Raw genomic sequence first — 22,082 nt, 5'->3', positions numbered from 1 at the left:
CAGGAATTATTTCGTCTTTGGTTGTCGCTTCAATACAAACTTTTTACAAGTAGCAAAATGTGAAATAGTTCACAAGCTATTTTGCATATCGCATGGACAACTCATGATATTTTTTAAGCTTTTCCTGGACCTTTCCAAAAACAGTATTTTCCGGAAAACAGGCGTTTGAATCAGGTTCACCTGCCTTGACCCCGGTAAGAACTTCAATCCCCTCTTCAATGGTTTTTACACTAAAAAGGTGAAATAGTTTTTTCTCTATAGCCTGAGCAACATCTTTTCTTAACACAAGATTTTTTACATTTGAAGATGGAATCATGACGCCCTGGGTTTTAGTCAGACCTTTTTTTACACAGATATCAAAAAATCCTTCTATTTTTTCATTTACACCGCCAATGGCCTGGATTTCACCCTTTTGATTCACAGACCCGGTCACGGCGATTTCCTGGCGGATAGGAATGCCGCAAAGACTGGAAAGAACCGCATACAATTCCGTAGACGAGGCGCTGTCACCGTCAACACCATCATAACTTTGCTCAAATGTGATACTGATACTCACGCTTAAGGGATAATTTTGTGCAAACATTCTCCCAAGATAGCCGGAAACAATCATCACCCCTTTATCATGGGTCTCACCCGAAAGATCAGATTCATGTTCAATATTAATGATCCCGGGGGTTCCCATATAAGATTCTGCAGTAATCCTTGTGGGCCTTCCAAAAGCGATTTCACCCATATCGTAGACAGCAAGGGCATTTACCTGGCCTGTCACCTTTCCTTTCACATCAATCAGAACCGATTGATCATCAAATTCCGCCAGGACTTTTTCTTCATAAAGATTATGACGGAACCTGTGCTGGTTGAGTGCCTTGATCACATATCCTTCTGAAACCATCAGCGCATTATCTTTTTTTGTCCAATAATCAGCTTCTTTCAAAATCCCAAGGATATGGCCAAATCTGAGGGAGAGTTTTTGCTGATCTGCAACCATCCTGTTTCCATATTCAATCACGGCCCACACACCATCCGGGGTAAAACTTAACAGGTTCTCTTTTTTACAGACCCGGGCAATAAACCTGGCATAATTATAAATATTCTCATCTGTCAGTTCTACTTCATAATCAAAATCCGCCCTGACCTTAAATATCTTGTTAAATCCGGAATCCGCACTTTGTAAAATCCTGAAAGGTTCATACCCGCCAACAAGAATCACCTTAACATTCAAGGGTATTGGAGCAGGCTTTAATGACGGCATGCCGTAATCTGCCTGGTCGGGCATATCTTCAATCCTGAGCATTGAGTCCTGCAGCGTTCTTTTTAAAGATTCCCATACAGAAGCATTCATTAAAAGCGGTTCAATATTAATGACAAGATAGCCTTTATTGGCCTTTAACAGTGAACCGGCATGAACCATTGTAAAATCTGTTTCAAATGATCCCATAACCGGTTTCTTTTCAATTTTTCCAAAAAGATTATGAAAACTTGGGTTTGGCTCGAATACGACGGGTGCCCCTTTTTCGTGTATTCGATCCACAAGTACATTGACCTGATATCTTTTCACAAGAGATCCTGTCATTTCCAGAATTTTCCTGCCTTCTGCATCCTTTGAGCCTTTAACTCCCAGAAACGTGGCAATATTATCAATAATATCTTCCTTGACATTTTTCAGATATATTTGAATATCTTTGCAATCCCTGAAATAATACCTTACAGGATCAATCTGCTCAGAAATAAGCTGCTCTGTTTTTGAGGTGACAAGCTGCTTTAACACAGCTTTCATTTCCTCGCCAAGCTTATTTATTTCAAAAAGAGATTCATCAAGCATTTCTTCAACCTGAACTCTATTTTCATCCATTTCCCGACGGGTTGCCTCATCCAGGGATTGGTATGCTTCCTGGGACATGGGCTGCCCATCACTGACCGGGACAACCTGATACTCTTCTTCTGTGCTGATGATTGAAAAACCTGTACTTTCAGCAAGCTGTTCAACATCGTCAGATAACTCTTTTTGCCTGTTTGAGGTTTCTTTATAAATTTTATTTTGTTCTTCCTGAAAAGAGGGTATTTCAAAAAAACCCGGTATTTTGGTCTTTAATACTTCGATAAACTGAATCATGCTTCTGCTGAAATAGACTGCCGACCCTGCCGGCATTTCAATCACAACCGGGCAATACACATCATCAAAATTATTGACCAGGCAAAGGTCTTTGGAGGTCTCATACTTTTTGGCATGCTCAATAAGAAGTTTTTTGACAATGGTGGATTTACCAGTACCTTCCAGGCCTGTGACAAAAATATTATACTCCGGGCCCTTCATGTTCAATCCAAAATCAATGGCTTCAACAGCCCGCTTTTGACCTATAATGATGTCTAAAGGTTCCAGTTCAGATGTATCCTTAAAATCAAACAGCCCAAAAGGACGTCTTTTGCTCAAATCTTTTATAGAAACCTTAAATTTTTGCCCCATTTTTACCTCCTTTGCTATCTTTCCTGCTCACAATCCATTGGAATTATCTGGGCATCTGCATAAAGGATAGAATCATCAAATATATTACATTGATACACACCATTTGTCTTATGCCAGCCGGATCGAATGCTTTCTTTGGCTTTTCCAATCTCACGGTTGAATCTGATTTTAATATTCTTGATTGGCTTTGCCTTGCTGTTTATGGTCTTATGGTACAAGGTTTCTAAAAATCCAAGGTATATGGTATTGTTTACATGCCCGTTCACATCAAAATCCGAATACCTCAGACTGATGTCTATCTCCTGTTCCGGCTTGATCTCCCCGCAGGTCTTCCAGTCATCAATTTCCTTGTCAAACCATTTTTCTTTGTCAACCTCATATGAACTTTTGAGATCCGCTTTCGATTAAAATCAAAAAAAAGCCAGATACTTGATCCCCTGGCAATCTCCCCCTGTGACGATTCTATAAGATACTCCCTGTATGCCTTATATCGTTTAAACCCCCTTGACCAGGTTGTAATCTTAATATTCTCACCCAGCATGGGGTAACGAAAAAATTCAATTTCCAGGCGATTTAAAAACCAGCCAACACCCTTTTCAAATAAGATATCCGGACCCGCCCCAACACTTGTTGAATGAAAAACGGCAATTTCCTGGAAAAACCGTGCAACAGACTGAATTCTCAATTTATGGTGCTGGTCTATATCAAAAAAACCTATTTTATGATGTTTTTCTATTTTCATTGCTGCAATATCCTGATCGCAAAAGCTTTAAAGGATTTATAAGGATATCTTATCGCCGGGCTTTGGAATAAAGGTATCATATCCTTTTTGTTGAAGACGCTTTGCAAACGCAGCACTTTGAGCTTCTTCCCCATGGACAATACCGATTTTTTTTATGCGAAGATTTGATCCTGTAATAATTTTTTCCAGTTCATGCTTATCTCCATGAGCACTGAATCCACCTATTTTTTCAACTTTTGCACGCAAAGGATAGGTTTTCCCCAATATTTTTATTTCCGGGGCTTCTCCATTATTCCCTGCTTCAATACTTTTAAGACCCAAATCCTGAATCCGTCTGCCCAGGGTATTTTCAGCCATATACCCCACAAGCAGAATGGTATTTTTCGCATTATGGATCTTATATCTTAGATGGTGCAGTATCCTTCCGGCTTCACACATTCCCGAAGCAGATATCACCACATGGGATGAAGTGTCCTTTGTAAGCTGCATGGATTCTTCCACTGTCTGGACAAACTTAATTTTATCAAAATGAAAAGGATTTTTCCCTTTTTCCAGAAAAACTTCATGGGTTTCCTTATCATATGTTTCCGGATGCTCACCAAATACCTTGGTGATATTGGATGCAAGGGGACTGTCAACATATATGGGACGTCTGGGCACCTCTGCCTTGTCATAAAGCTCATGAAGGATATAAATCAATTCCTGGGTTCTGCCAAAAGCAAAAGAAGGGATAATCACAGAGCCGCCCCTTTCAAATGTAGCATTCAGAACTTTTTTCAGGCTTGCTCCTAAATCTTCAACCGGCTCATGCTCCCTGTCGCCATAGGTACTTTCTGTAATGAACAGATCAATATCCCTGTCTTCTTCATCAAATATCAGAGTCGGGTCTTTTAATATCGGTTTTCCAAACCGTCCCACATCCCCGGTATATAAAATCCGTGTGGTTTTATTATTTCTTTTGATAGTCACAATGGAAAAAGCAGATCCAAGAATATGACCGGCCACATAAAACTTTACCGTGGTATCTTTGCCAATGGTGATGGGATAATGAAAGGGATACCCGTCAATAAAGCCAAGGGACTGCCTTGCTTCACTCATGGTATAAAGTGGTGTGATAATATTAAGTTTATGCTCTTTTTGAAGCTTATGGATGGCGTCGTGATTGAGTTCATAAGCATTTTTTTTCAACATTTTTTTAATGGTGTTTCTTTCCCTATTGGAGACCTTTTGTTTTACATTATTCTGTTCCAGTTGACGCAAAAAGGATCTGAGTGATTTATAATTCAAATATTGTGCATCTGATTCCTGAATATGCCCGCTGTCCAGCAGCATATAATTCAGAGCATCTTTTGTGGGTCGGGTTGTAATCACGCGGCCTGCAAAACCATCGCCCGTCAGCATGGGAATACGACCGGAGTGATCAATATGGGCATGGGATAAAATCATGTTGGTGATTTTACTTCTATTTATAGGAAACGTTTTATTTTTTTCTTTACTTTCTTTCCGCCTACCCTGGAACATACCACAATCAAACAGAATCCGATCCGTGCCTGTATCCAGAAGATGCATTGATCCTGTCACTTCACCTGCCGCACCATAGAATGTCACATTCATAAAATACCTCAATCATTGTTGTAGGATTAATAGAAATCTTTTTTAGTTTCTATTTATTAAAGACTTTTCTCAAAAGCTCAGTTGTTCGCTTGGCAGGATTCTGCCGGATGGCAGCCTCTTCTTTTGCCATATAATAAAATATGCCGTCCATTCCTTTTTCAATCACATGATCGGTCAGATTGAATTTTACATCCGGCACAAACGGGAGGGATTTATACTCTTTCATCATATTGTCATAGGCCCTTACCGCTCCGACTTCGGACAGACTGTCCTCGATCACAGGCTTCATCTCCATTGCAAGGTCCGGTGACATCTTTCCTTTAAAATACTGGGTGGCAGCATCATCAGGCCCATTATAAATCTCTTTCACATCCTGAAAATTCATCTGGGAAATGGCATTCTGAAATAATTGTTTTGCCTTTGGCGTTGCAGCCTCTGCCGCCCGATTCAGCTTTAATTCAAGATTCTCAAAAAGATATGACATTCCCACCCTATCCAGCATGGATTTTACTGTATTCAGGCTTGCAGGCAAAGGGATATGGATGTTTGAATCCGTGTTAAATCCGTCTGTCGCCCCCAATTGATTCACAACATTTTGTGAGCCAACCTTAAGGGCTTCTTTGAGTCCCGCTCCGATTTCTTCAATCGTCAATTCACTTGCTTTATCGCCCACCCCAAATGATTTTAAAAGATCACTGCCTTTATCAAACCAGGAATTACCGGCAAAAACCTGTGCCGACAACATTAGTGTGGTCACGATAAACACTTGCATCATCCATATAAATTTAACGTTTAAATCTTTCATTTTATTCCTTAAAAAAATGAATTCTCTTTTAGTTAGTCAAACCTGGTAACAGGGTTTTAAGCTGCTTTTTAATATCTTCCTTAACAGGTTCAACTTTTTCTTTTTGGTCCTCTTTAGTTCCCAATATCTGCTTTAATCCTTCCGCACTTGGTATGCCTCCACCGAGCATGCCTTTCAGATCAGGTCGAATTTTCGGATCGGAAAAAGAACCTGTTATCAAAACAGGTACCATCAGGCCCGAGCGCTGCTTGGCATCACCCTGACCCTTCAGAGTGGCAACAAATTTAGGTTCCACCCTTAAATCAAGCAGTTCTTTTACAAGATTGACGTTTCCGGTTGCAAGTACCCGGATCAAAGGAGAGATCAGGCTGGTTCCACTTGTATTGATAAGACCATTCTTTGCCGTAAACGGAATTTTCAATTCTGCAAAATCAGTTCTCGGTTTTTCTTTTACCTCTTCCCCCATTCCCAAATTGACCTTGACATTTCGTACTGCATTGGCAAGGTCAATGCCGATAATTGCGCCATCAATAAACAAGAGCTCTCCTTGTCCTGTCAATGTCTTCTTAATCATATCAGGGCTTTCACCTGTCATGGAAAGCATAACCTTGGTTTTCAATGTTCCCTCAACCAATTCTTTTTGCAGGGCATCTTTCATTAAAGGTCCTGCCTGAATCCCTTTGGCATCAAGTGTTACCTTTGTTCTGGGATTAGTTTTTTGAACATTAAGCTCAACTTTTGATGCAACACTTCCCTGGTAAAGGTTCAAACCTAACGGATCTATGGTGATAATTCCGTTTTTTGCCAGGATATGGACATCAATATTTTCAATAGTTGCGCCATGAGCCTTTAATTTACCAACCTTAATTTTCCCGTCAAGAACCAGTTCTCTTAAAGGGCCATAATCTGTTGATTTGGCTTTTCCCTGGCTTTTACTGCCGGTCTGAACCGGTTGAGATGTTTCTTCTTTTTCCGAAGGTTCCGGCAGATACCGATCAAGGTCGATTCCATCCAATTGAAGATCAAACTTCAGGTTGGGTTTGGAAAACTCTTTTGCCGAAGCTGAAAATATTAACTTTGAATCATCAAGCTCTAACAGTCCATCAGACAGGGATATACTGTCTTTATTTCCTTTTAACCGTGCTTTTAAAGAAATGGGTTTCCCGTCAATCCTGGCACTGAATGAAATTCCAATAGGATTTTCAAGACTGATATTTTTTAAATTCAGATTTAGATCTGATATTTCTTTTTTAACATCAGTTCCTTGATCAACATATATTAGCTGACCGTTTGTAATGGAAAAATTACCCACCAGCAAAGATTCAATGGGCAATCCCTGGCTTGTTGATGGCTTTTCTGTTTTCTTTTTCTTATGTTCTTTTTTCTTTTCCTGTTTACCAATCCCCTGCCAGTTGGCATCAGTGCTTTTTAATTTCTCCAGATAAATCCTTGGGCTGTCCAGGACAAATGTTTTAATTTCTATTCGTTTTGACAATAACGGTAACACCTTGAGTCTGACCTCAAAATTCTTCACCGATACCATGTCTTTTTCCTTGTACCCTGCAGGGTTGCCCAGATGAAGGTCTGTCAGCCTTACCCCCACCCATGGAAAGATAGACAGGTCTATGTCATCGCCCAGCGTAAAAGATCGGCCTGTGGCTTCAGCAACTTTTTGTTCTATCATGGGTTTATACTTTTTAACATCAACAAATTTCGGAATGATAATGACGGCCGCAATGATGAGAACTAAAAAAATACCGCCTATGATGACAAACCACTTGAATATACTTTTCATGAGATCTCTCCAAATATTTTAATTAACGGTTAATTCAAAATATAATCACAAAGCCTTATAATTTCCAAGAAGAAAAAAATAATTGATAGTATTATTCACTTTCAAGTCAAAATATTCTTTCTTTACAAACTCCAAAATTTATCCTAATATAATAATAATGTCTATAAATTAAAAATGATTCACAAGTCTAAACCTGAAAAATTATTCATCCCATCCTGAACTGTTTGCTGATAAAATTGTTATTCATATTTTTTCCAATCATTAGAATAAAAGGAGGAAAATCATGGTAGCACTTGAATTCATAGAAGAATTACACATTTTTAAAGATTTTGCGGCCGATGAATTAAACAAGCTTCTTGATTTCTGTTCAGTGGAAGATTATCAAATCGGTGAAAGCCTGTTTCTGGAGGAAGACCTTGCCAAAGATATGTGGATTATTATGACCGGCATTGTTGAACTGCGGTTTGAGATGCCAAATACCAAACCCACTACGAATGAAAGCACACTTTCTTCGCACCATAACGACATCCCTGAATCACAGGTTTTTGGCTGGTCCTGTTTTATTCCACCTTATCAGATGAGGCTATCAGCCTATTGCACTTCCAGAAGGTGTCAGGCACTTAAAATTGATGCCACAAGACTCAATAACCTCATGATGCAGGACACGGCCATCGGGTATAAAATAATGCGCTACCTTGTCCAGGTTGTCGGGTACAGGTTCAAACAAATGCAGGAAGAAGTGGGCAAATTCATTGGAATCAACATGATGAATTCCTGGTAGGTTTAGACTTGTAGGTGCAGATAAACCAAGGCCAAAATGGAACCGACCTGTTGATAAAAAAACTTAAACCAGCAGAAAGGGGGCCTATGAAAAAAACATTTTCCCACCTGATCCAAGACGTTCAAGAACAGGGCAAATGCAATCACTGTGGCGGATGCGTCACCTTCTGTTCAGCTGTCAACTACGGGGCACTTGATATTGACGAAAACGGGAAGCCCTGTTTTAGTAATATTGACAAATGCCTTGAATGCGGATTGTGTTATTCCATCTGCCCCCAAACAAACGAGCTTGATGAAGAAATCAAACAGAATGCCAAATGGCAAGAGCCTTTGGGGAATATCATCGGAATCTCCATCACCCGTGCCAAAGACAATGAAATCAGACAAAATGGAACCGATGGCGGTGTTGTAACGGCTGTTTTAACCCATCTTTTTGACAGCGGAAGAATAGATGGTGCTGTTGTCTCAAGAAACACCTGGCATGGCAGAATTCCCTGCCTGGCAAAAACAAAACAGGAAATTATTAATTCTGCAGGTTCCCATTTTAACAGCTCCCAGGGAATGGTTCAGTTTGCAAGGGAATACTCTACCTTTTCTCCTTCCATTAAAGCCCTGTCTGAGCTTCGGTTTAATTCCCTTGACAGGCTTGCATTTGTCGGAACACCCTGCCAGATTATTGCCATCAGAAAAATGCAGGCACTCCATATTGTTCCTTCTGACTCAATTGCGATCTGCTTTGGACTTTTTTGCTCGGGAAATTTCTTTTTCAATGATACACTATTTAAAAATCTGGAAAAAGAATATCAATTTCAATACGATGATATTGAAAAAATCAATATCAAAGATGATTTTATTTTCTCCCTCTCCTCCGGTAAGCAAATCCATATCCCCGTAGACAAACTTGCCCCTGTAAAACGGTCGGCCTGTAACTTTTGTAAAGATTTCTCTGCTGAATATGCAGACATCTCATTTGGTGGACTTGGCGCAGAAAATGGCTGGACAACCGCCATCACGCGGACATCAATTGGAAAAGCGGTATTTGCCGCTGCCCTGGAAAAAGTACTGGTGTCATACCGGGTTGAAGATAACCCCAAATATGTTACCCAGGCAGAAAAAAAAATCTTTGCTGCATCCGAGCGAAAAAAGCAGCTGGCGCAGCAAAATCTTGCGGATAGAGAAACGAGCGGTATACGGGTAATCTCATAATCATTTGTTCATGGACGATTCCCGCCTTTGGAACCGCCATGAACTTTGAAGCTGTTTTATTTCTCCTTCATGGAAAGAGAGATTCTTTTTCTTTTCACATCTACTTCCAGGACTGTTACGAAAACTGCCTGCCGGACGGTGACAATTTCATTGGGATCTTTGACAAAACGATTTGCCATCTGGCTGATATGAACAAGACCATCCTGGTGGACACCGATGTCTACAAAAGCGCCAAACGCAGTGACATTGGTCACAATACCCGGCACTTTCATCCCCGGTACAAGATCCTTGATATCATGGATGGTATCATCAAAGGAAAAGGTTTGAAACACTTTTCTGGGATCACGTCCGGGACTTGCCAGTTCTTTTACAATGTCTTTAAGCGTCGGCATGCCTATGGTGTCGGTAATATAGTGGTTCAGATGTATTTTTTTGATTTCTTCGGTATTCATTACAAGGTCTGCAATACCGAGTCCGGCATCTTCTGCCATTTCTTTAACGACCCTGTAGGATTCAGGATGGATACCACTTTTATCCAAAGGGTGAGTTGCAGTATGAATTCTTAAAAAGCCTGCAGCCTGCTCAAATGCTTTTGGCCCAATTCTTGGCACCTTTAAAAAATCTTTTCTTGATTTAAACGGACCGTTTTCATTACGAAATTGGATCATATTGGACGCAATGGTATCATTTAAACCCGATACCCGGCAAAGCAGTTCACGGCTTGCCGTATTGGCCTCAACCCCGACCTGATTCACACAGGATACCACCACATCATCCAGGGATTTTCTCAATAATTTTTGATCCACATCATGTTGATACTGCCCCACACCAATGGATTTTGGGTCCAGCTTGACCAGTTCCGCCAGGGGATCCAAAAGTCTTCTGCCGATGGAGACAGCCCCCCTGACCGTAATATCATGATCCGGGAACTCTTCTCTTGCAATCTTTGAAGCAGAATAAATAGATGCCCCGCTTTCATCCACCATGACAATATGAATGTTGCTATCCAGTCCCAGGCTTTTTACAAAGGCTTCAGTCTCCCTTCCCGCCGTTCCGTTGCCAATGGCAATGGCCTCAATATGATATGTTTTCACAAGATTTAATACGATCTTTTTTGCTTTTTCATCATTGCTGAAATGGGGAAAAATCAGATCATGGTGCAAAAGGTTTCCCTGTGCATCAAGGCAGGCCACTTTACAGCCGGTTCTAAACCCGGGATCAATGGCAAGGGTTCTCTTTTGGCCCAGGGGGGCAGACAACAGCAGCTCCTTTAAATTCCCGGCAAAAACATCTATGGAAAATTCATCTGCCTTTGTCTTTAATTCACTGATACATTCCTTTTCAATGGATTTGGATAAAAGCCTTTTATAGCTGTCTTTTATGGCAGATTTGACTTCCAGTGCCGACCTGGATTGATTTTTTATCAGTCGTTTTTCAATCAGGTTCAGTGCCCTTTTTTCATCCGGCAGAACATGTACGGAAAGTATGAACTCATTTTGCCCTCTGAGCATGGCCAGTATCCGGTGGGACGGTGCCTTAAAGGCTGTTTCCGACCAGTCAAAGTAATCCTTAAATTTTATGCCTTCCTCTTCTTTTGCTTTTTTTACCATAGATTGAATCTGTGCTGTATCAGAAAACAATTTCCTGATACCCGCCCTGACATCAACATCTTCGTTCACGTTTTGTGCAATAATATCCCTGGCACCGGATATGGCTTCTTCAATTGATTCAACTTCTTTTTGGGATGAAAGATATTTTTTTGCTTCAATCAAAGGGTCTTGATTGGATTGCTGCCATAGAAATATGGCCAGAGGTTCAAGGCCTTTTTCCCTTGCAATCTGTGCCCGGGTTCTTTTTTTAGGCCGAAATTTCTCATAAATATCTTCAAGATCAATGATTGACAGTGCATTTTGAATATCCGTCAATAGTGTCCCTGTCAGAAGTTCGCGTTCCTTTAAAGACTTGAGTATCGCCTCTTTTCTATTATTGAGTGCATTTAATTGATCTATACGATCCCGAATATCGGCAATGACAACTTCATCCAGAGATTGTGTCACTTCTTTTCGATACCGGGCGACAAAAGGGATGGTGGAGCCCTGCTCCAACAATTGAGCCACCGCTGAAACCTGGGCTGTTTCCAAATTCATTTCCGAGCTTATAATATCGATTATTTTCATGAGTACACTATAAAATTTAAGGTTATAAAATTAAAATTCATCGTTATCTATAATATATGATCTTTTTTCCCATGATTCAGTCAAGGCGTTTAATTTTAAAAAATTGTTCAGCACTTTTATGCAAAATCCATTCAAGATTTTCAAATGACAAGGAAGATTGATTCAGCCACACAAGTTCCCGGTCCCAGGCATAGGGAATGTTGGGGAAATCAGATCCATACATGATCCTGTCAGTCCTGTAGTGTTCAAGTCCGATCCTGTTGTCGAGAGGAAAATAATCGGTTAAGACCATAGCGGTATCCAGCCAGAGAGTATCATATTTTTCAATCAAATCTTTGTATTCGCAAATTTCATCAAACCCCAGATGGGGAACACAGAGTTTGAGTTGTGGAAAATTTTTAAGGACTGCTTCAAGCTTGTCTGCCTTGCAGATATCATAAGGATCGCAAAGGTATTCTTCGCTCTTGGGTTCCCGCCCTACATGCATGATCATGGGTTTGTCTTGTTTTTCACAGATATCATAAATAATGTCCATCTCTTCGGCGTTCATATCAAAACACTGGACATGGGCATGAAGTTTCACCCCTTTCAGCCCGTCAGAAAATGCCTTGATTAAAATCTGATCTGCATCCGGTTCTCCCGGGAACACGGTTGCCATTCCGGTGACCTGTCCTTTAAATTCATGACACTTTTTGGTCATGTATGAATTTAAGAATTCTGAAATACCCGGCTTATGAGCATATTGTAATGCCACCACATGGCTGACCCCATGATTTAGAAGATATTTGATGAGATGTGAAGTAGACATCTGATATCTTATTTTCCAGGCATGTTGATCAAACCAGGACCAGATAGCTGAAAATATCATACCGGGAAAAATATGAACGTGGGAATCAATCACCCTTGGCAAACTATCCGGAATCAAATCACCTTCCTTATCATTAAAAATCGGAAGATCAGTGTGTAACATTATCCAAACTCCTTTCTTTTTGTTTTCATGAGATCAAATGGGTATACAGGATTCGGCTTCCAACAATAACCAATACAATACCCCCGAAAATTTCCATGCGTTTACCAAACAAAACTCCCAGTCCAGCTCCAATCTTAATGGCGGCAAATGACATACCGGCTGTAATCACACCGATGATAATACTTGGATACCAGATATTGACATCCAGCATGGCAAAGCTTAAGCCCACAGCCAATGCATCTATACTTGTGGCCACACTGAGCATCACCATGGTCATCCCCCTGGACGGGTCATTTTTTTGTACTTCAGATGAGGTATCCATGCCTTCACGGATCATTCTTATGCCGACAAAGGCCAGAAGAAAAAAAGCAACCCAATGATCAAATGCTTTAAAATAAAACACAAACCTGATGCCAAGAAACCAGCCCAGCACCGGCATTAAAAACTGGAACAGCCCGAAATGAAAAGACAGGCGAAATATGGCCCTTCCATCCTTTGCATATCCTGCGGCAGCCGCTGAAAGGCAGACAGCCGAGGCATCCATGGCAAGTCCCACAGCGATAATAATAATTTCAAATATTGTCATATGCCTTGCTTTATTTATCTGTTTAATTAGTGCCCGACCGAAAACCGCCCATTTTTCGGGCAGGCACTAAACATAGCAATCTATAAAAAATTTTCTTATAATGCAAATATTAAAGCAAGATCATCAGGGTGATTGCAAGTAGATTGAAAAGATTCCAAATATCCCGGCAGGGGTAAAGGCCCTAAATGAAACTTGTCAGGAAATATAGTTGAAATTTAATGGTTGCGGTCCGCTGCATTGCTCGGATTATCCTCTGGATTTTCATGGATAGTTTATATTAAGGCAACATATGTTTTGATAAAAATAAAAGTTCAGTTACTTCCTTCGTTTTTAGATCAAAATGATGCCCTGAGTTTATTGGAAGCCATACCCCACTAAAGTTGTTACAAAACTCAACACCATATGTTAAAGAATTAAACAGGCTTAATTTGCTAACGAGCTTGTTGCCATTCCAGCCTATTGTTATTAGATGCCCTTCAGTAACCTTAGCTCCGAATTTTTCCAATTTTTGATCATCGTATAAAATAGGTGGAAGATTGATACCTAAAAAATCATCACCGTTTCCTTCACCAAAAAGAATGAAGTGTCTTATAGGATCAAATATTTGATTTAGTGCAAAAGATCTACCAGCGATAAATGCAAAATAATTAAATGCTATTTTACATAGCCCGCGCATAATTATTTTATCGATTGTTATATCAGCTTCAACTTCAATATTTCCCGTGATCTTATCATGTTTAGCAGTCCTTTCTTTAGATTTAAGAGTAATCCCTAAAGAGTGCATATGTTGAATTATAAAATCATATTCTTCGCCATCTTCAGCAATAATTGCAATTTCTTTTGTTTTCAAATTATAGCCTTTATGGCTGAGTTCTTCTGCACTTGGAATATCATTTGGTTCAAAATAATCATACTCTCCACTCTGTGTATTATAAAATCCAGCTTGCAGAGATTTCTCAACATCAATTCGGCCACTTTCTGCTAATCTCTTTTCTCTAACTATCAAACCTTTTAACTGACCAGAATATACTTTGCTTTTTATCCTCCTGCGTTTTTTTAAAGGGGCTTTGGGTTTGATATCGTGTCTCAGTCTTTCAAGACCTTCAAATGAATCTTTGCATAAGAATAACTCAATTTTTTCCCCAAAATATTTATTACAATCGTCACAAACAATATTTCTAAGAATAAGATTATCTGTTGCAACTTTTCCAAATCCCTGAGGTATTACATGCTCCCTCCTCTGATATGAAGAAAGAGATTTGTCTTTTTTACAGTAAATGCATTGCATGCCCAGGCCTTTGAGAATGACTATTATTATACTCCATTTTTGATACATAAGACTCTGCTAAAATTTGTTAAAATAATATAAATTATAGATTTTTATGATTTCAAATCTCTTATAAATTTATGTCTTTGGCGTTGGTGAATTATATCGATAATAGTCAAATAAAAGAATCATAGATAATTTCAATTCATTTAATATGCATAGAGATATTTTTTCCCTCCCAAATTCGAGCACGGCTATTAAACTGGCGAGAGAGTCTACATGCTGAGACGGTCTCGAATCCATGCCGGGTCTCTGCGACAGTCAATAATTGCATGAATCTTTATCTTATTTTGAAACTGTATAATAAATTGCAAAAGGAAATCTATTCGATAACATCCGCCTATAATTTTTATGGACGATCCGATGTATACCAGCATATAACACAAGCGACTCAACGTCAGAGTAAATGCAATCCAGAAAATATGTCCCGACCCCATGTGCATGATCCTCATAGAAATTATACCCATCAACAAGATCATCTTCCGCATGGTCAAGGATCTGAATTTTCATGAAATTCTATCAAATATCCGTTTTTTTGCGGTTTCCCAGTCCACGAATGTTGCTTTGCCTTCTTTGATAAATTTTTCGCGTCTGTCCAATATCTCTTTATGCCATCGAGGCACAGGAATCCGGCTTTGATCACAACAAAGGTCACTCCAAAGTTCTTCCATAGCTTGCAGCTTCTCTTTGACCGTCATTTGTTCAAGTGGAAGCGTTAGCATATTACTCCCTCCATTTATTAGTGTTTAGCAGGGTTTATGATAATTATACCAAACAAAGAAGTTGGTATATATCTGGATAAATAAATTCCATATTATTCGATTTTATATTGCCTAATAATATTAATAAATACCAATATTTCAATGCCATGTAAAGGGATATACGTAGATACAAAATGTACAACTGGCTTTCCGTCTGGGAAAAAACCCATTTAAAAAAACTGATGGCCCTGAAAGAATCGTTGATTGAAAGCGTCTGGAACGATAACAACTTCTGGCCGTTCTAAATTTGTTTCTGAACCTTTGCCATCTCTATTATTGGCAAGGGTTCAAACGGTTTTCCCGGAATCAGGTTTAAAATTTTTTGAGGCATACCGCGGTATAACAACCGGACGATTACCAAGGCATCTTTTTCAGGCACCCCGGGAAGATCTATTGTTTCGGTGACACTCTGTTTTGCTTTTATTCTGTTATCTGACAGGATTTGTTTTGCTTTTGCAATATTTATGACCGGATTTCCTTTTCCATCTCCAAAAACAGTCCGAAAGATCACAGCATCTTTTGACAATTCATGTTTATCATTTAGCATACCAGCCTGAAAGTTTGTTTGATTGTCCTTATCCTGGATGGTAACTTCAAGCCATACCTGGCGAAGATCACCAACCCCTGTGGGGATTGAATGCCCGGCTCCCACATTGGTCACGGTGATATTCAATTTTTTCTGACTGATTTTAGATATATCAACAGACAGTGTTGCTGCATTTTCAAGCCGTTCAATGGCCATCCGGGATTTTTCCTGTCCACCAAATTTGCCTGGGACATACGAGTTGGCCCCCACAAAGTAATGGGTGAAGATATGAGGTCTTTCATCGCTGTAATCGGTTGCCGCACCTGGGTTTTCAGGCCTGTTTGTTGATCCGGTGGCAGGAATACTCGGTCTTTGGTACATATGACATCCCTGGCAGGTTATTTTCTTTTTGGGGTCTTTTGAATTGTAAGGACCGTTCTTCCATTCCGTGTAAGTGGTTTCAACAGGAGTTCCAAACACCACATGATTTACATCATGGCATGTTCCGCAAATTTCAGATTCAGTGTGCAACTTAGAAAATTGTGCTTCATGAAAATCAGGCGCTGAATCATCAAAAGGACCATACTTGATACCCGGTTCATCTTCGCCCTGGCCGGGTTTCAGTACAAGTCCGTTATTATACATTTTTTCCACTGATTCAACGGAATGGCAGTAATCACATTGAATACCCTGTGTTGCAATCTGCGCAGTTTTTGATAAATCATCCGTCAGCTTTTTAGGAAATCCCGTCACATATCCCACCGGCGTATGACATTTCACACAGGATTCGGCTTCTTTTATCTGGCCCTCATCTGTCAGGCCTTTGCGAAGAAATTGTGCCACTCTTAAATACACAGAATCTTTATGGGCCAGATGGTGCATGGAATTTTCCCATTGTTCAAAAATTTCAGAGTGACAGCCGCTGCAGGTATCAGGCGAAATAAACCGGTCAATATGAATAGTGTCTTCGGATGATGCAAAATCTATTGCAACAAAAAGCATGATAACTCCAACAGACAAACCCGAGGATATTTTAATCCATTTTTTATAATTTAACATTTTTCCCCTTTTATTTCACAAATCCGCTTGGATATTCTTTAGTTTCTCCCTCCAGTGTGAGGACTGTCCAATTCCCATTTTCTTCTTTTGCCGCCACCAGGCAATCAAGTTTTGTCCCGTCATTGAAGGTAATAAAACACTCACCGGATTCATTTAAGGTTTCTACATGGGCATATTTCTTATCTTTGGATATCTGCCGGAAAGTCTCGGCTGCACGCTCAATCGTGATGATCTTATCATATTCATCTTTATCTATTTTCTTAATTTCCTGCCTTAACTCATTGATCTGCATTTTCTGGTCTGCAATTTTATCAATAATTTCTTCCATTTCCACCTTATTATCAGACGGTATGGAAAACAGAATCTGTTTATGCAGCTCCATATCCGCTTCAATGAAATTAATTTTTTGCAGTATTCCTTTTATCCTTGCACTCATATATCACTCTTCTTTTTTATTTTTCCCTAATCTGCCTGACCGGCGTCTTATTTCTTGCTTATTCATGATTTACACAGGCTTCCGTTTTCTGCTGCTCTTTTATTGCCCCTGATAATCCATTCCATCAAACGAATCACTATGTTTTTTTTCTTTTTTTTATCTTTCATTGGACTCCCCCCATGTGATGATACTATCTTTTTAAACTTTCCCCAAGTTTCCATCAATTTCAGGATAATGTCAAGAGGCCAGCCAGCCATTATAAGGGTAATTGCAAGTTAATATTTTAAATTTTTAATTATGAAATTTAAGGGACATTAAGTACTGCACAATCACAGAGATCATCACTTTCAAATGAAGTATAATCCCCTGCATTTAATCCTGGAACAGAAAATAATCGAACCGTTAATGGTTTATTTAAACGATATGCCATCGTTCCTGTATCTCTCATTAGTGAAGTGATATTTCTTCTTTTGTTCGTGCTTCACCTATGGCAAACCTGATTCTAAGGTTTGTCGTATCAGATATTATCCATTTTTTAAAAATTCAACCGCTTGATCCTTCTTCTCAACCGGGAATCCTTTCATATCTGTATGCTTAAACAATTTACCTTCAAGATGCACAAGCTTATGTATCCATTTTTTATGTGTTACAACGGCTATCCTGCTAAAATGTGATATTCCAACATCGATAAAAAACTTAAATTTCTCAATCATTGCATCAAACTCAGCACCACCTATACTGACAACCTCTTGATACACAATCAGCTTTTCGCCTTTATCTATTTTTTCCCTGAATATAGAAAGCACGGACAACATCTCCTCTTCTGTTATCTTGCCTTCCAACCGATATGCCACGGCCTTTTCAAACCCGATATCTATTATTTCCAGCATTTGTTCACCTCCTCTATTTATAACCGATTTTGTCTGATAAGGGTATTTTGCTTCTGACAAAAATACCGGTCGCTCTGGCTATCTCTTTGCCGTTTGAATCGTACAAAACCGATTCGCAGATAAACTGGGACCGATTCTGATTAACGACCTTTCCGATTGCTTTTACAACACCTTCTGATACAGGACGGGTAATATATGTTGTAAAACTGGTTGTTAAGACAAAAATATTTTTAACCAAAGAATTGGCTGCAAAAAAGGCTGCATTATCCAATGCAAGAAAATATAATGCGCCGTGCATGGCTCCGGCAGCGTGGTAGAAATCCTTTTTTACAGGCAGTGTGATGTGTGCTTCACCTTTTTTGTTACTTACTCTGGCACCGGTCAGTTGTACAAATGATGCTGAATGCATCATATTTTCCAATTTTGTATAATGTTCGCTATCTGTCATTAAATATCCCTTCTCAGTGCATTCCTTGAAGCCCTGTCCACAAGAGTAAAAAGTTTATCCATTTCATCTTTTTGATTCGACACCTTATGTCCTCGTACTTTAACAAATTCACAGTCCAATTGATCGATTATTCTATAAAATTTCTGATACAGTTTATAATTTTTAATGCGCCTGTTCTTCTTTGACCGATAATTATTTTTCTCTAACCGATCACGCCTTCCCGGCAACCCGATGATATTTTGAGAATCCGTATACACAATTATCCTGCGGCCCAATTCTTGAACATCACTTAGCGCCCATAACAACGTCTGCAATTCCAGTTTCGTTGAAGACGTATGCTCAAATCTTCTCACTTTCACGCTCATCTTCAACGACTCCAGCGAAAGCCCGTCTTCAGGCACAGCCAGAAAAGCCCCATATCCAATATTTGATTGAGGATTTACACTTCCATCTGTAAATAGTATCAGATCAGCCATATAAAATTGCAACTATAATTAAACAGCAGTTAGTTTTCCAAAATTTTCAAGCAATTCTTTATTATTAAACTGTAAAAATGCATTTAGTTTTGTCGCCCAGTCTTTCATTGTCATGGGCATACCGTTTTCTGCCTGATCCTCAGCATAATCCAAGTACATTGTAACGATGCGGTTTAATGATTTGATCTCTTTTTCACTTAAATAATTTTTAGCAATCACCACATCAGATTTAATGATTTTCCCGTTGGGAGCTTTTTTCCATGTGGTCAAACCCATGTAGTTTTTTTTATGGCTGGCTCTGCCCATAATAAGTTCGGCAGCGGTATGCCCATGCACAGAAAAATGTAATTTGTTTTGAACGTTTGCAAAAAAATCTTTGGTGGTTGGACTTTTTAAATCATAATCCATGGCTGTAGCATAAATATCAGTGATTTGCTGATAAAAATTTCTCTCACTTTCACGAATATCCCTGATCTCAAGAATTAAATCTTTGAAATATTGTTTACTTAAATATGCTCCATTTTTAAGTCTGATATCATCAAGCACATATCCACGAATTGCAAAATCTTTTAATACTCTTGTTGCCCATCTTCTGAAATTAGTTGCTTTTTCAGAGTTTATTTTATACCCAAGAGCTATTATTGATTCTAAATTATAATGTTTTGTTTTGTAGTTTTTTCCGTCAGTGGCAGTTATTAGGAATTTCCTTATAACTGCATTTTCTTCGAGTTCGCCGGAATTTAAAATATTCTTGAGATGCTCGTTAATAGTAGCTATCTGAACATCAAATAGTTTTGCAATAAGTTTCTGGGTAAGCCATACATTTTCATCTTCTACCCTTACTTCTATACCATCAGCATTGGCCTGTGATGTGAAAATCAAAAATTCCGCTGTACTGTTTCTTATGGTCAACCGCTTTTCACTCATTTTGAACCCTCCAGAATCGGCTTTAAGATTTCGGGAGATTTTTCAACAAAGCTGTTCATTCGTTTGAATATTTCACTGTTTGGATCGCTCCAGCGGGTATGGAGTTCGGTTATTACCTGCTCTTTTTGAGTGTCGTTCAGAGTTTCAAACTCCTTGTCCTGTATCCATTTTACCGGATTCGGTGTATTCTCTGAGCCATTCGTAAACTTTTTGGTTTTCATTTTTATTGTCTAATATCATTGCTTTCTCTTTAATTTGTTTTGTAATTAACTTTGATTTATACACACAATGACTCAATAGAAAAAGCCCCAACAAATAATTCAGCAGATCTGTGTATCTTTTAAATTTGAATGATATCCAACCAGAAGAGTTAAAATTCTGGATTAAGGATTTTGTAGCAATGTTTCTAATGCCTGTAAAGGCATTTCAACAAATCAACTATGGTGGAAATATAATTTATTCAGAAAGAATCTGCCGAAATGTTCTTTATTGGAGTTAGCATTCGTATTTGAAACTTTTTACAGAAAAATTATCGCATCACTTACCTGATTTGGTTTTAAAAACAATTTTTTATTTTATATGCGATTGTCCTGTAATAAAGTGGCGGTTAAAAAAATTGATTGACAATTCAAAGATAAAGCCCTATTTTGTGACTGGTGGTCACAAAAGTTATTTGAGGGATATAAGAGAAAAAATATGGGTGTTGCAGACAGAAAAGCAAGAGAGTTCAAGCGCAGGGAAGAGGATATCATCCGGGCGGCTTTTGATTTGTTTGCAGAGCATGGCATTGAGTTTGTTACCATTGATATGATTGCTGAAAAAGCAGAGGTCGGCAAAGGTACCATATATAAACATTTTACAAGTAAAAATGAAATTTTTGCCGTCCTTATTATCCGTCAGGGCCGTGAGCTTCTTGAACTGTTGAAATCGGTTCCCCGGGACGCACCGGTTTTAGTGCAGATGAAAAAGACCATGCGAGTGTTCTGGGATATGCAGATTGGAGATATCAGGAAGTTTGCAGTTTACAGAAAGTGTGACCAGCTTTTGTTGATGGATGATATGGCTTCGGAAGTCTTAACCCAGTTTGAAAAACAGAGTAACATGAAAAACGAGTTCATAAGGAGCTTGACACAAAAAGCCATTGATGAACAGATTTTCAAGAATGAATCGGTTGATAATCTTGTTGCAGCGGCAGTAGGATTGTTTCAGGGCGTGTTTGACTCTGTTCTCGCAGGAGAAGTTACACCTTCTGAAGAATTGTACAATCTTCTTGAAAATATGATTCTTAAAGGCTTTATGAGATAGCAGCGGCTTTTTCATAAGTGCTTTTTTATGCTCACGCAGTGGGTATTTTTTTGGCCCTGGATATGACCGATAGTCATGAATAGACTATTATTTTTTAACGTGACCGCCGTTTTGAGGTTTGAATTTATTGGATTAAAGGAAAGAAAAATGAAACCAGCTCAATTTATCACAAAGATAACCATAGGATTTCCAAAAACAATTCTTGTTTTTTTTGTTATGCTTTCAATCGCGGCAGCCTCACTTATTCCGGGGCTTGAAAGGGACCCCACACCCTTTCTTTTGCCCCCTTCCCACGAAAGCCGGGTGAATCTGGTCAAATTAAGACATAATTATACCGGTTCTAATTATTCGATTATTGTTCTTTTGGAAGCAAACAAGAGCGTATTTAATCCCCATACACTTTTAAGGGTAAAAAAACTGACTGCTGCATTTGAGGATCTTCATCTTGTAACACATAAAGACAGGGAGCATCTTCTGCTTTCAGGCCAGACCGCACCGCCGGAAATTGCATTAAAAGTACAGCAGCTTGCAAAAACCAGGATTGATTCTGAAACATGGATGCGTATAGACGACATAAAAGAGACCATTTCTTTGTCTTCTTTTAATGAATCCCATGAGCTTTTAAAAACCCTTGATGCATGGACTGAAAAATTGTCCCCAATAATTAAAGTCACCTCTCTTGCCAACACAGACAATATTCTAGGCAAGGAGGGAAAACTTAATGTAAATCCTGTTTTTGATGAAGTCCCCGGAACAAATCAAGAGCTGGCACAATTGGAAAAGGAAGT

The 22,082-nt window shown here is 39.1% G+C and carries 23 protein-coding genes; 4 read left to right on the top strand and 19 right to left on the bottom strand.

The window, feature by feature from the left end:
• Positions 1-76: 76 nt before the first annotated feature.
• From K8S13_RS06345 to K8S13_RS06320, 6 genes are read right to left on the bottom strand one after another with little or no spacing between them, the layout of a single operon-like run.
• The gene (locus K8S13_RS06345; protein ID WP_291461310.1) at positions 77-2,464 is read right to left on the bottom strand and encodes a Lon protease family protein; all 2,388 of its coding nucleotides are present in this window, start codon (positions 2,462-2,464) and stop codon (positions 77-79) included.
• Between the two features lie 14 nt (positions 2,465-2,478).
• On the bottom strand, positions 2,479-2,730 hold the full coding sequence (locus K8S13_RS06340) for a hypothetical protein (RefSeq protein WP_367172538.1): 252 nt from the start codon (positions 2,728-2,730) through the stop codon (positions 2,479-2,481).
• Between the two features lie 29 nt (positions 2,731-2,759).
• Positions 2,760-3,206, bottom strand: coding sequence for an acyl-ACP thioesterase domain-containing protein (locus K8S13_RS06335; RefSeq protein WP_291461308.1), 447 nt, complete (start codon positions 3,204-3,206; stop codon positions 2,760-2,762).
• Positions 3,207-3,242: 36 nt separating this feature from the next.
• On the bottom strand, positions 3,243-4,820 hold the full coding sequence (locus tag K8S13_RS06330; RefSeq protein ID WP_291461306.1) for an MBL fold metallo-hydrolase: 1,578 nt from the start codon (positions 4,818-4,820) through the stop codon (positions 3,243-3,245).
• A gap of 49 nt (positions 4,821-4,869) precedes the next feature.
• A complete protein-coding gene (locus K8S13_RS06325; RefSeq protein ID WP_291461305.1) occupies positions 4,870-5,625 on the bottom strand; it encodes a DUF4197 domain-containing protein in 756 nt (251 codons plus the stop codon).
• Positions 5,626-5,653: 28 nt separating this feature from the next.
• The gene (locus K8S13_RS06320) at positions 5,654-7,420 is read right to left on the bottom strand and encodes an AsmA family protein (protein ID WP_291461304.1); all 1,767 of its coding nucleotides are present in this window, start codon (positions 7,418-7,420) and stop codon (positions 5,654-5,656) included.
• A 283-nt stretch (positions 7,421-7,703) separates the two neighbouring features.
• Here K8S13_RS06320 and K8S13_RS06315 point away from each other — a divergent pair, with 283 nt between their 5' ends.
• Together K8S13_RS06315 and K8S13_RS06310 are read left to right on the top strand one after the other, a co-directional pair.
• The gene (locus tag K8S13_RS06315) at positions 7,704-8,201 is read left to right on the top strand and encodes a Crp/Fnr family transcriptional regulator (protein WP_291461303.1); all 498 of its coding nucleotides are present in this window, start codon (positions 7,704-7,706) and stop codon (positions 8,199-8,201) included.
• A gap of 86 nt (positions 8,202-8,287) precedes the next feature.
• Complete coding sequence (locus K8S13_RS06310) at positions 8,288-9,406, top strand: Coenzyme F420 hydrogenase/dehydrogenase, beta subunit C-terminal domain (RefSeq protein WP_291461301.1); 1,119 nt, start codon at positions 8,288-8,290, stop codon at positions 9,404-9,406.
• 56 nt (positions 9,407-9,462) lie between these two features.
• Here the strand turns inward: K8S13_RS06310 and K8S13_RS06305 are convergent, their stop codons facing one another.
• The 13 genes from K8S13_RS06305 to K8S13_RS06250 form a co-directional block, all read right to left on the bottom strand.
• Complete coding sequence (locus tag K8S13_RS06305; protein WP_291461300.1) at positions 9,463-11,583, bottom strand: Tex family protein; 2,121 nt, start codon at positions 11,581-11,583, stop codon at positions 9,463-9,465.
• Between the two features lie 76 nt (positions 11,584-11,659).
• Entirely contained in the window at positions 11,660-12,553 is an 894-nt protein-coding gene (locus K8S13_RS06300) for an amidohydrolase family protein (RefSeq protein WP_291461298.1), read from the bottom strand.
• Between the two features lie 25 nt (positions 12,554-12,578).
• Positions 12,579-13,139 carry a manganese efflux pump MntP family protein gene (locus K8S13_RS06295; RefSeq protein WP_291461297.1) on the bottom strand — a complete coding sequence of 187 codons (561 nt, stop codon included), beginning with the start codon at positions 13,137-13,139 and terminating at the stop codon, positions 12,579-12,581.
• A 277-nt stretch (positions 13,140-13,416) separates the two neighbouring features.
• The gene (locus tag K8S13_RS06290) at positions 13,417-14,475 is read right to left on the bottom strand and encodes an HNH endonuclease (RefSeq protein ID WP_291461295.1); all 1,059 of its coding nucleotides are present in this window, start codon (positions 14,473-14,475) and stop codon (positions 13,417-13,419) included.
• Positions 14,476-14,972: 497 nt separating this feature from the next.
• Entirely contained in the window at positions 14,973-15,188 is a 216-nt protein-coding gene (locus tag K8S13_RS06285; RefSeq protein ID WP_291461293.1) for an addiction module protein, read from the bottom strand.
• Positions 15,189-15,468: 280 nt separating this feature from the next.
• Positions 15,469-16,812 (bottom strand): multiheme c-type cytochrome, encoded by a 1,344-nt coding sequence (locus K8S13_RS06280; RefSeq protein WP_291461291.1) that lies wholly within the window; start codon positions 16,810-16,812, stop codon positions 15,469-15,471.
• A 10-nt stretch (positions 16,813-16,822) separates the two neighbouring features.
• Positions 16,823-17,248: a hypothetical protein gene (locus K8S13_RS06275; protein WP_291461290.1), complete on the bottom strand. Its 426-nt coding sequence runs from the start codon at positions 17,246-17,248 to the stop codon at positions 16,823-16,825.
• Positions 17,249-17,552: 304 nt separating this feature from the next.
• On the bottom strand, positions 17,553-17,708 hold the full coding sequence (locus tag K8S13_RS25605) for a DUF711 family protein (protein WP_367172539.1): 156 nt from the start codon (positions 17,706-17,708) through the stop codon (positions 17,553-17,555).
• A gap of 64 nt (positions 17,709-17,772) precedes the next feature.
• On the bottom strand, positions 17,773-18,138 hold the full coding sequence (locus tag K8S13_RS06270; RefSeq protein WP_291461288.1) for an STAS/SEC14 domain-containing protein: 366 nt from the start codon (positions 18,136-18,138) through the stop codon (positions 17,773-17,775).
• Positions 18,139-18,151: 13 nt separating this feature from the next.
• A complete protein-coding gene (locus K8S13_RS06265) occupies positions 18,152-18,586 on the bottom strand; it encodes a PaaI family thioesterase (protein WP_291461287.1) in 435 nt (144 codons plus the stop codon).
• On the bottom strand, positions 18,586-19,062 hold the full coding sequence (locus K8S13_RS06260; RefSeq protein WP_291461286.1) for a ribonuclease HI: 477 nt from the start codon (positions 19,060-19,062) through the stop codon (positions 18,586-18,588). Before K8S13_RS06260 ends, K8S13_RS06265 begins: the two co-directional genes overlap by 1 nt.
• Before the next feature lie 18 nt (positions 19,063-19,080).
• Positions 19,081-19,989: a virulence RhuM family protein gene (locus K8S13_RS06255; protein ID WP_291461285.1), complete on the bottom strand. Its 909-nt coding sequence runs from the start codon at positions 19,987-19,989 to the stop codon at positions 19,081-19,083.
• A complete protein-coding gene (locus K8S13_RS06250) occupies positions 19,986-20,210 on the bottom strand; it encodes a hypothetical protein (RefSeq protein ID WP_291461284.1) in 225 nt (74 codons plus the stop codon). Before K8S13_RS06250 ends, K8S13_RS06255 begins: the two co-directional genes overlap by 4 nt.
• Before the next feature lie 475 nt (positions 20,211-20,685).
• Between K8S13_RS06250 and K8S13_RS06245 the strand changes: the two genes are divergently transcribed.
• Positions 20,686-21,294 (top strand): TetR/AcrR family transcriptional regulator, encoded by a 609-nt coding sequence (locus tag K8S13_RS06245; protein ID WP_291461281.1) that lies wholly within the window; start codon positions 20,686-20,688, stop codon positions 21,292-21,294.
• A gap of 147 nt (positions 21,295-21,441) precedes the next feature.
• On the top strand, positions 21,442-22,082 hold a 641-nt coding region (locus K8S13_RS06240), incomplete at its 3' end, for a hypothetical protein (protein ID WP_291461280.1).

It is taken from the genome of Desulfobacula sp. (assembly GCF_021107415.1).
The sequence above is the reverse complement of the archived record's forward strand: the minus strand, read 5'-3'. Positions and strand labels throughout refer to the sequence as shown.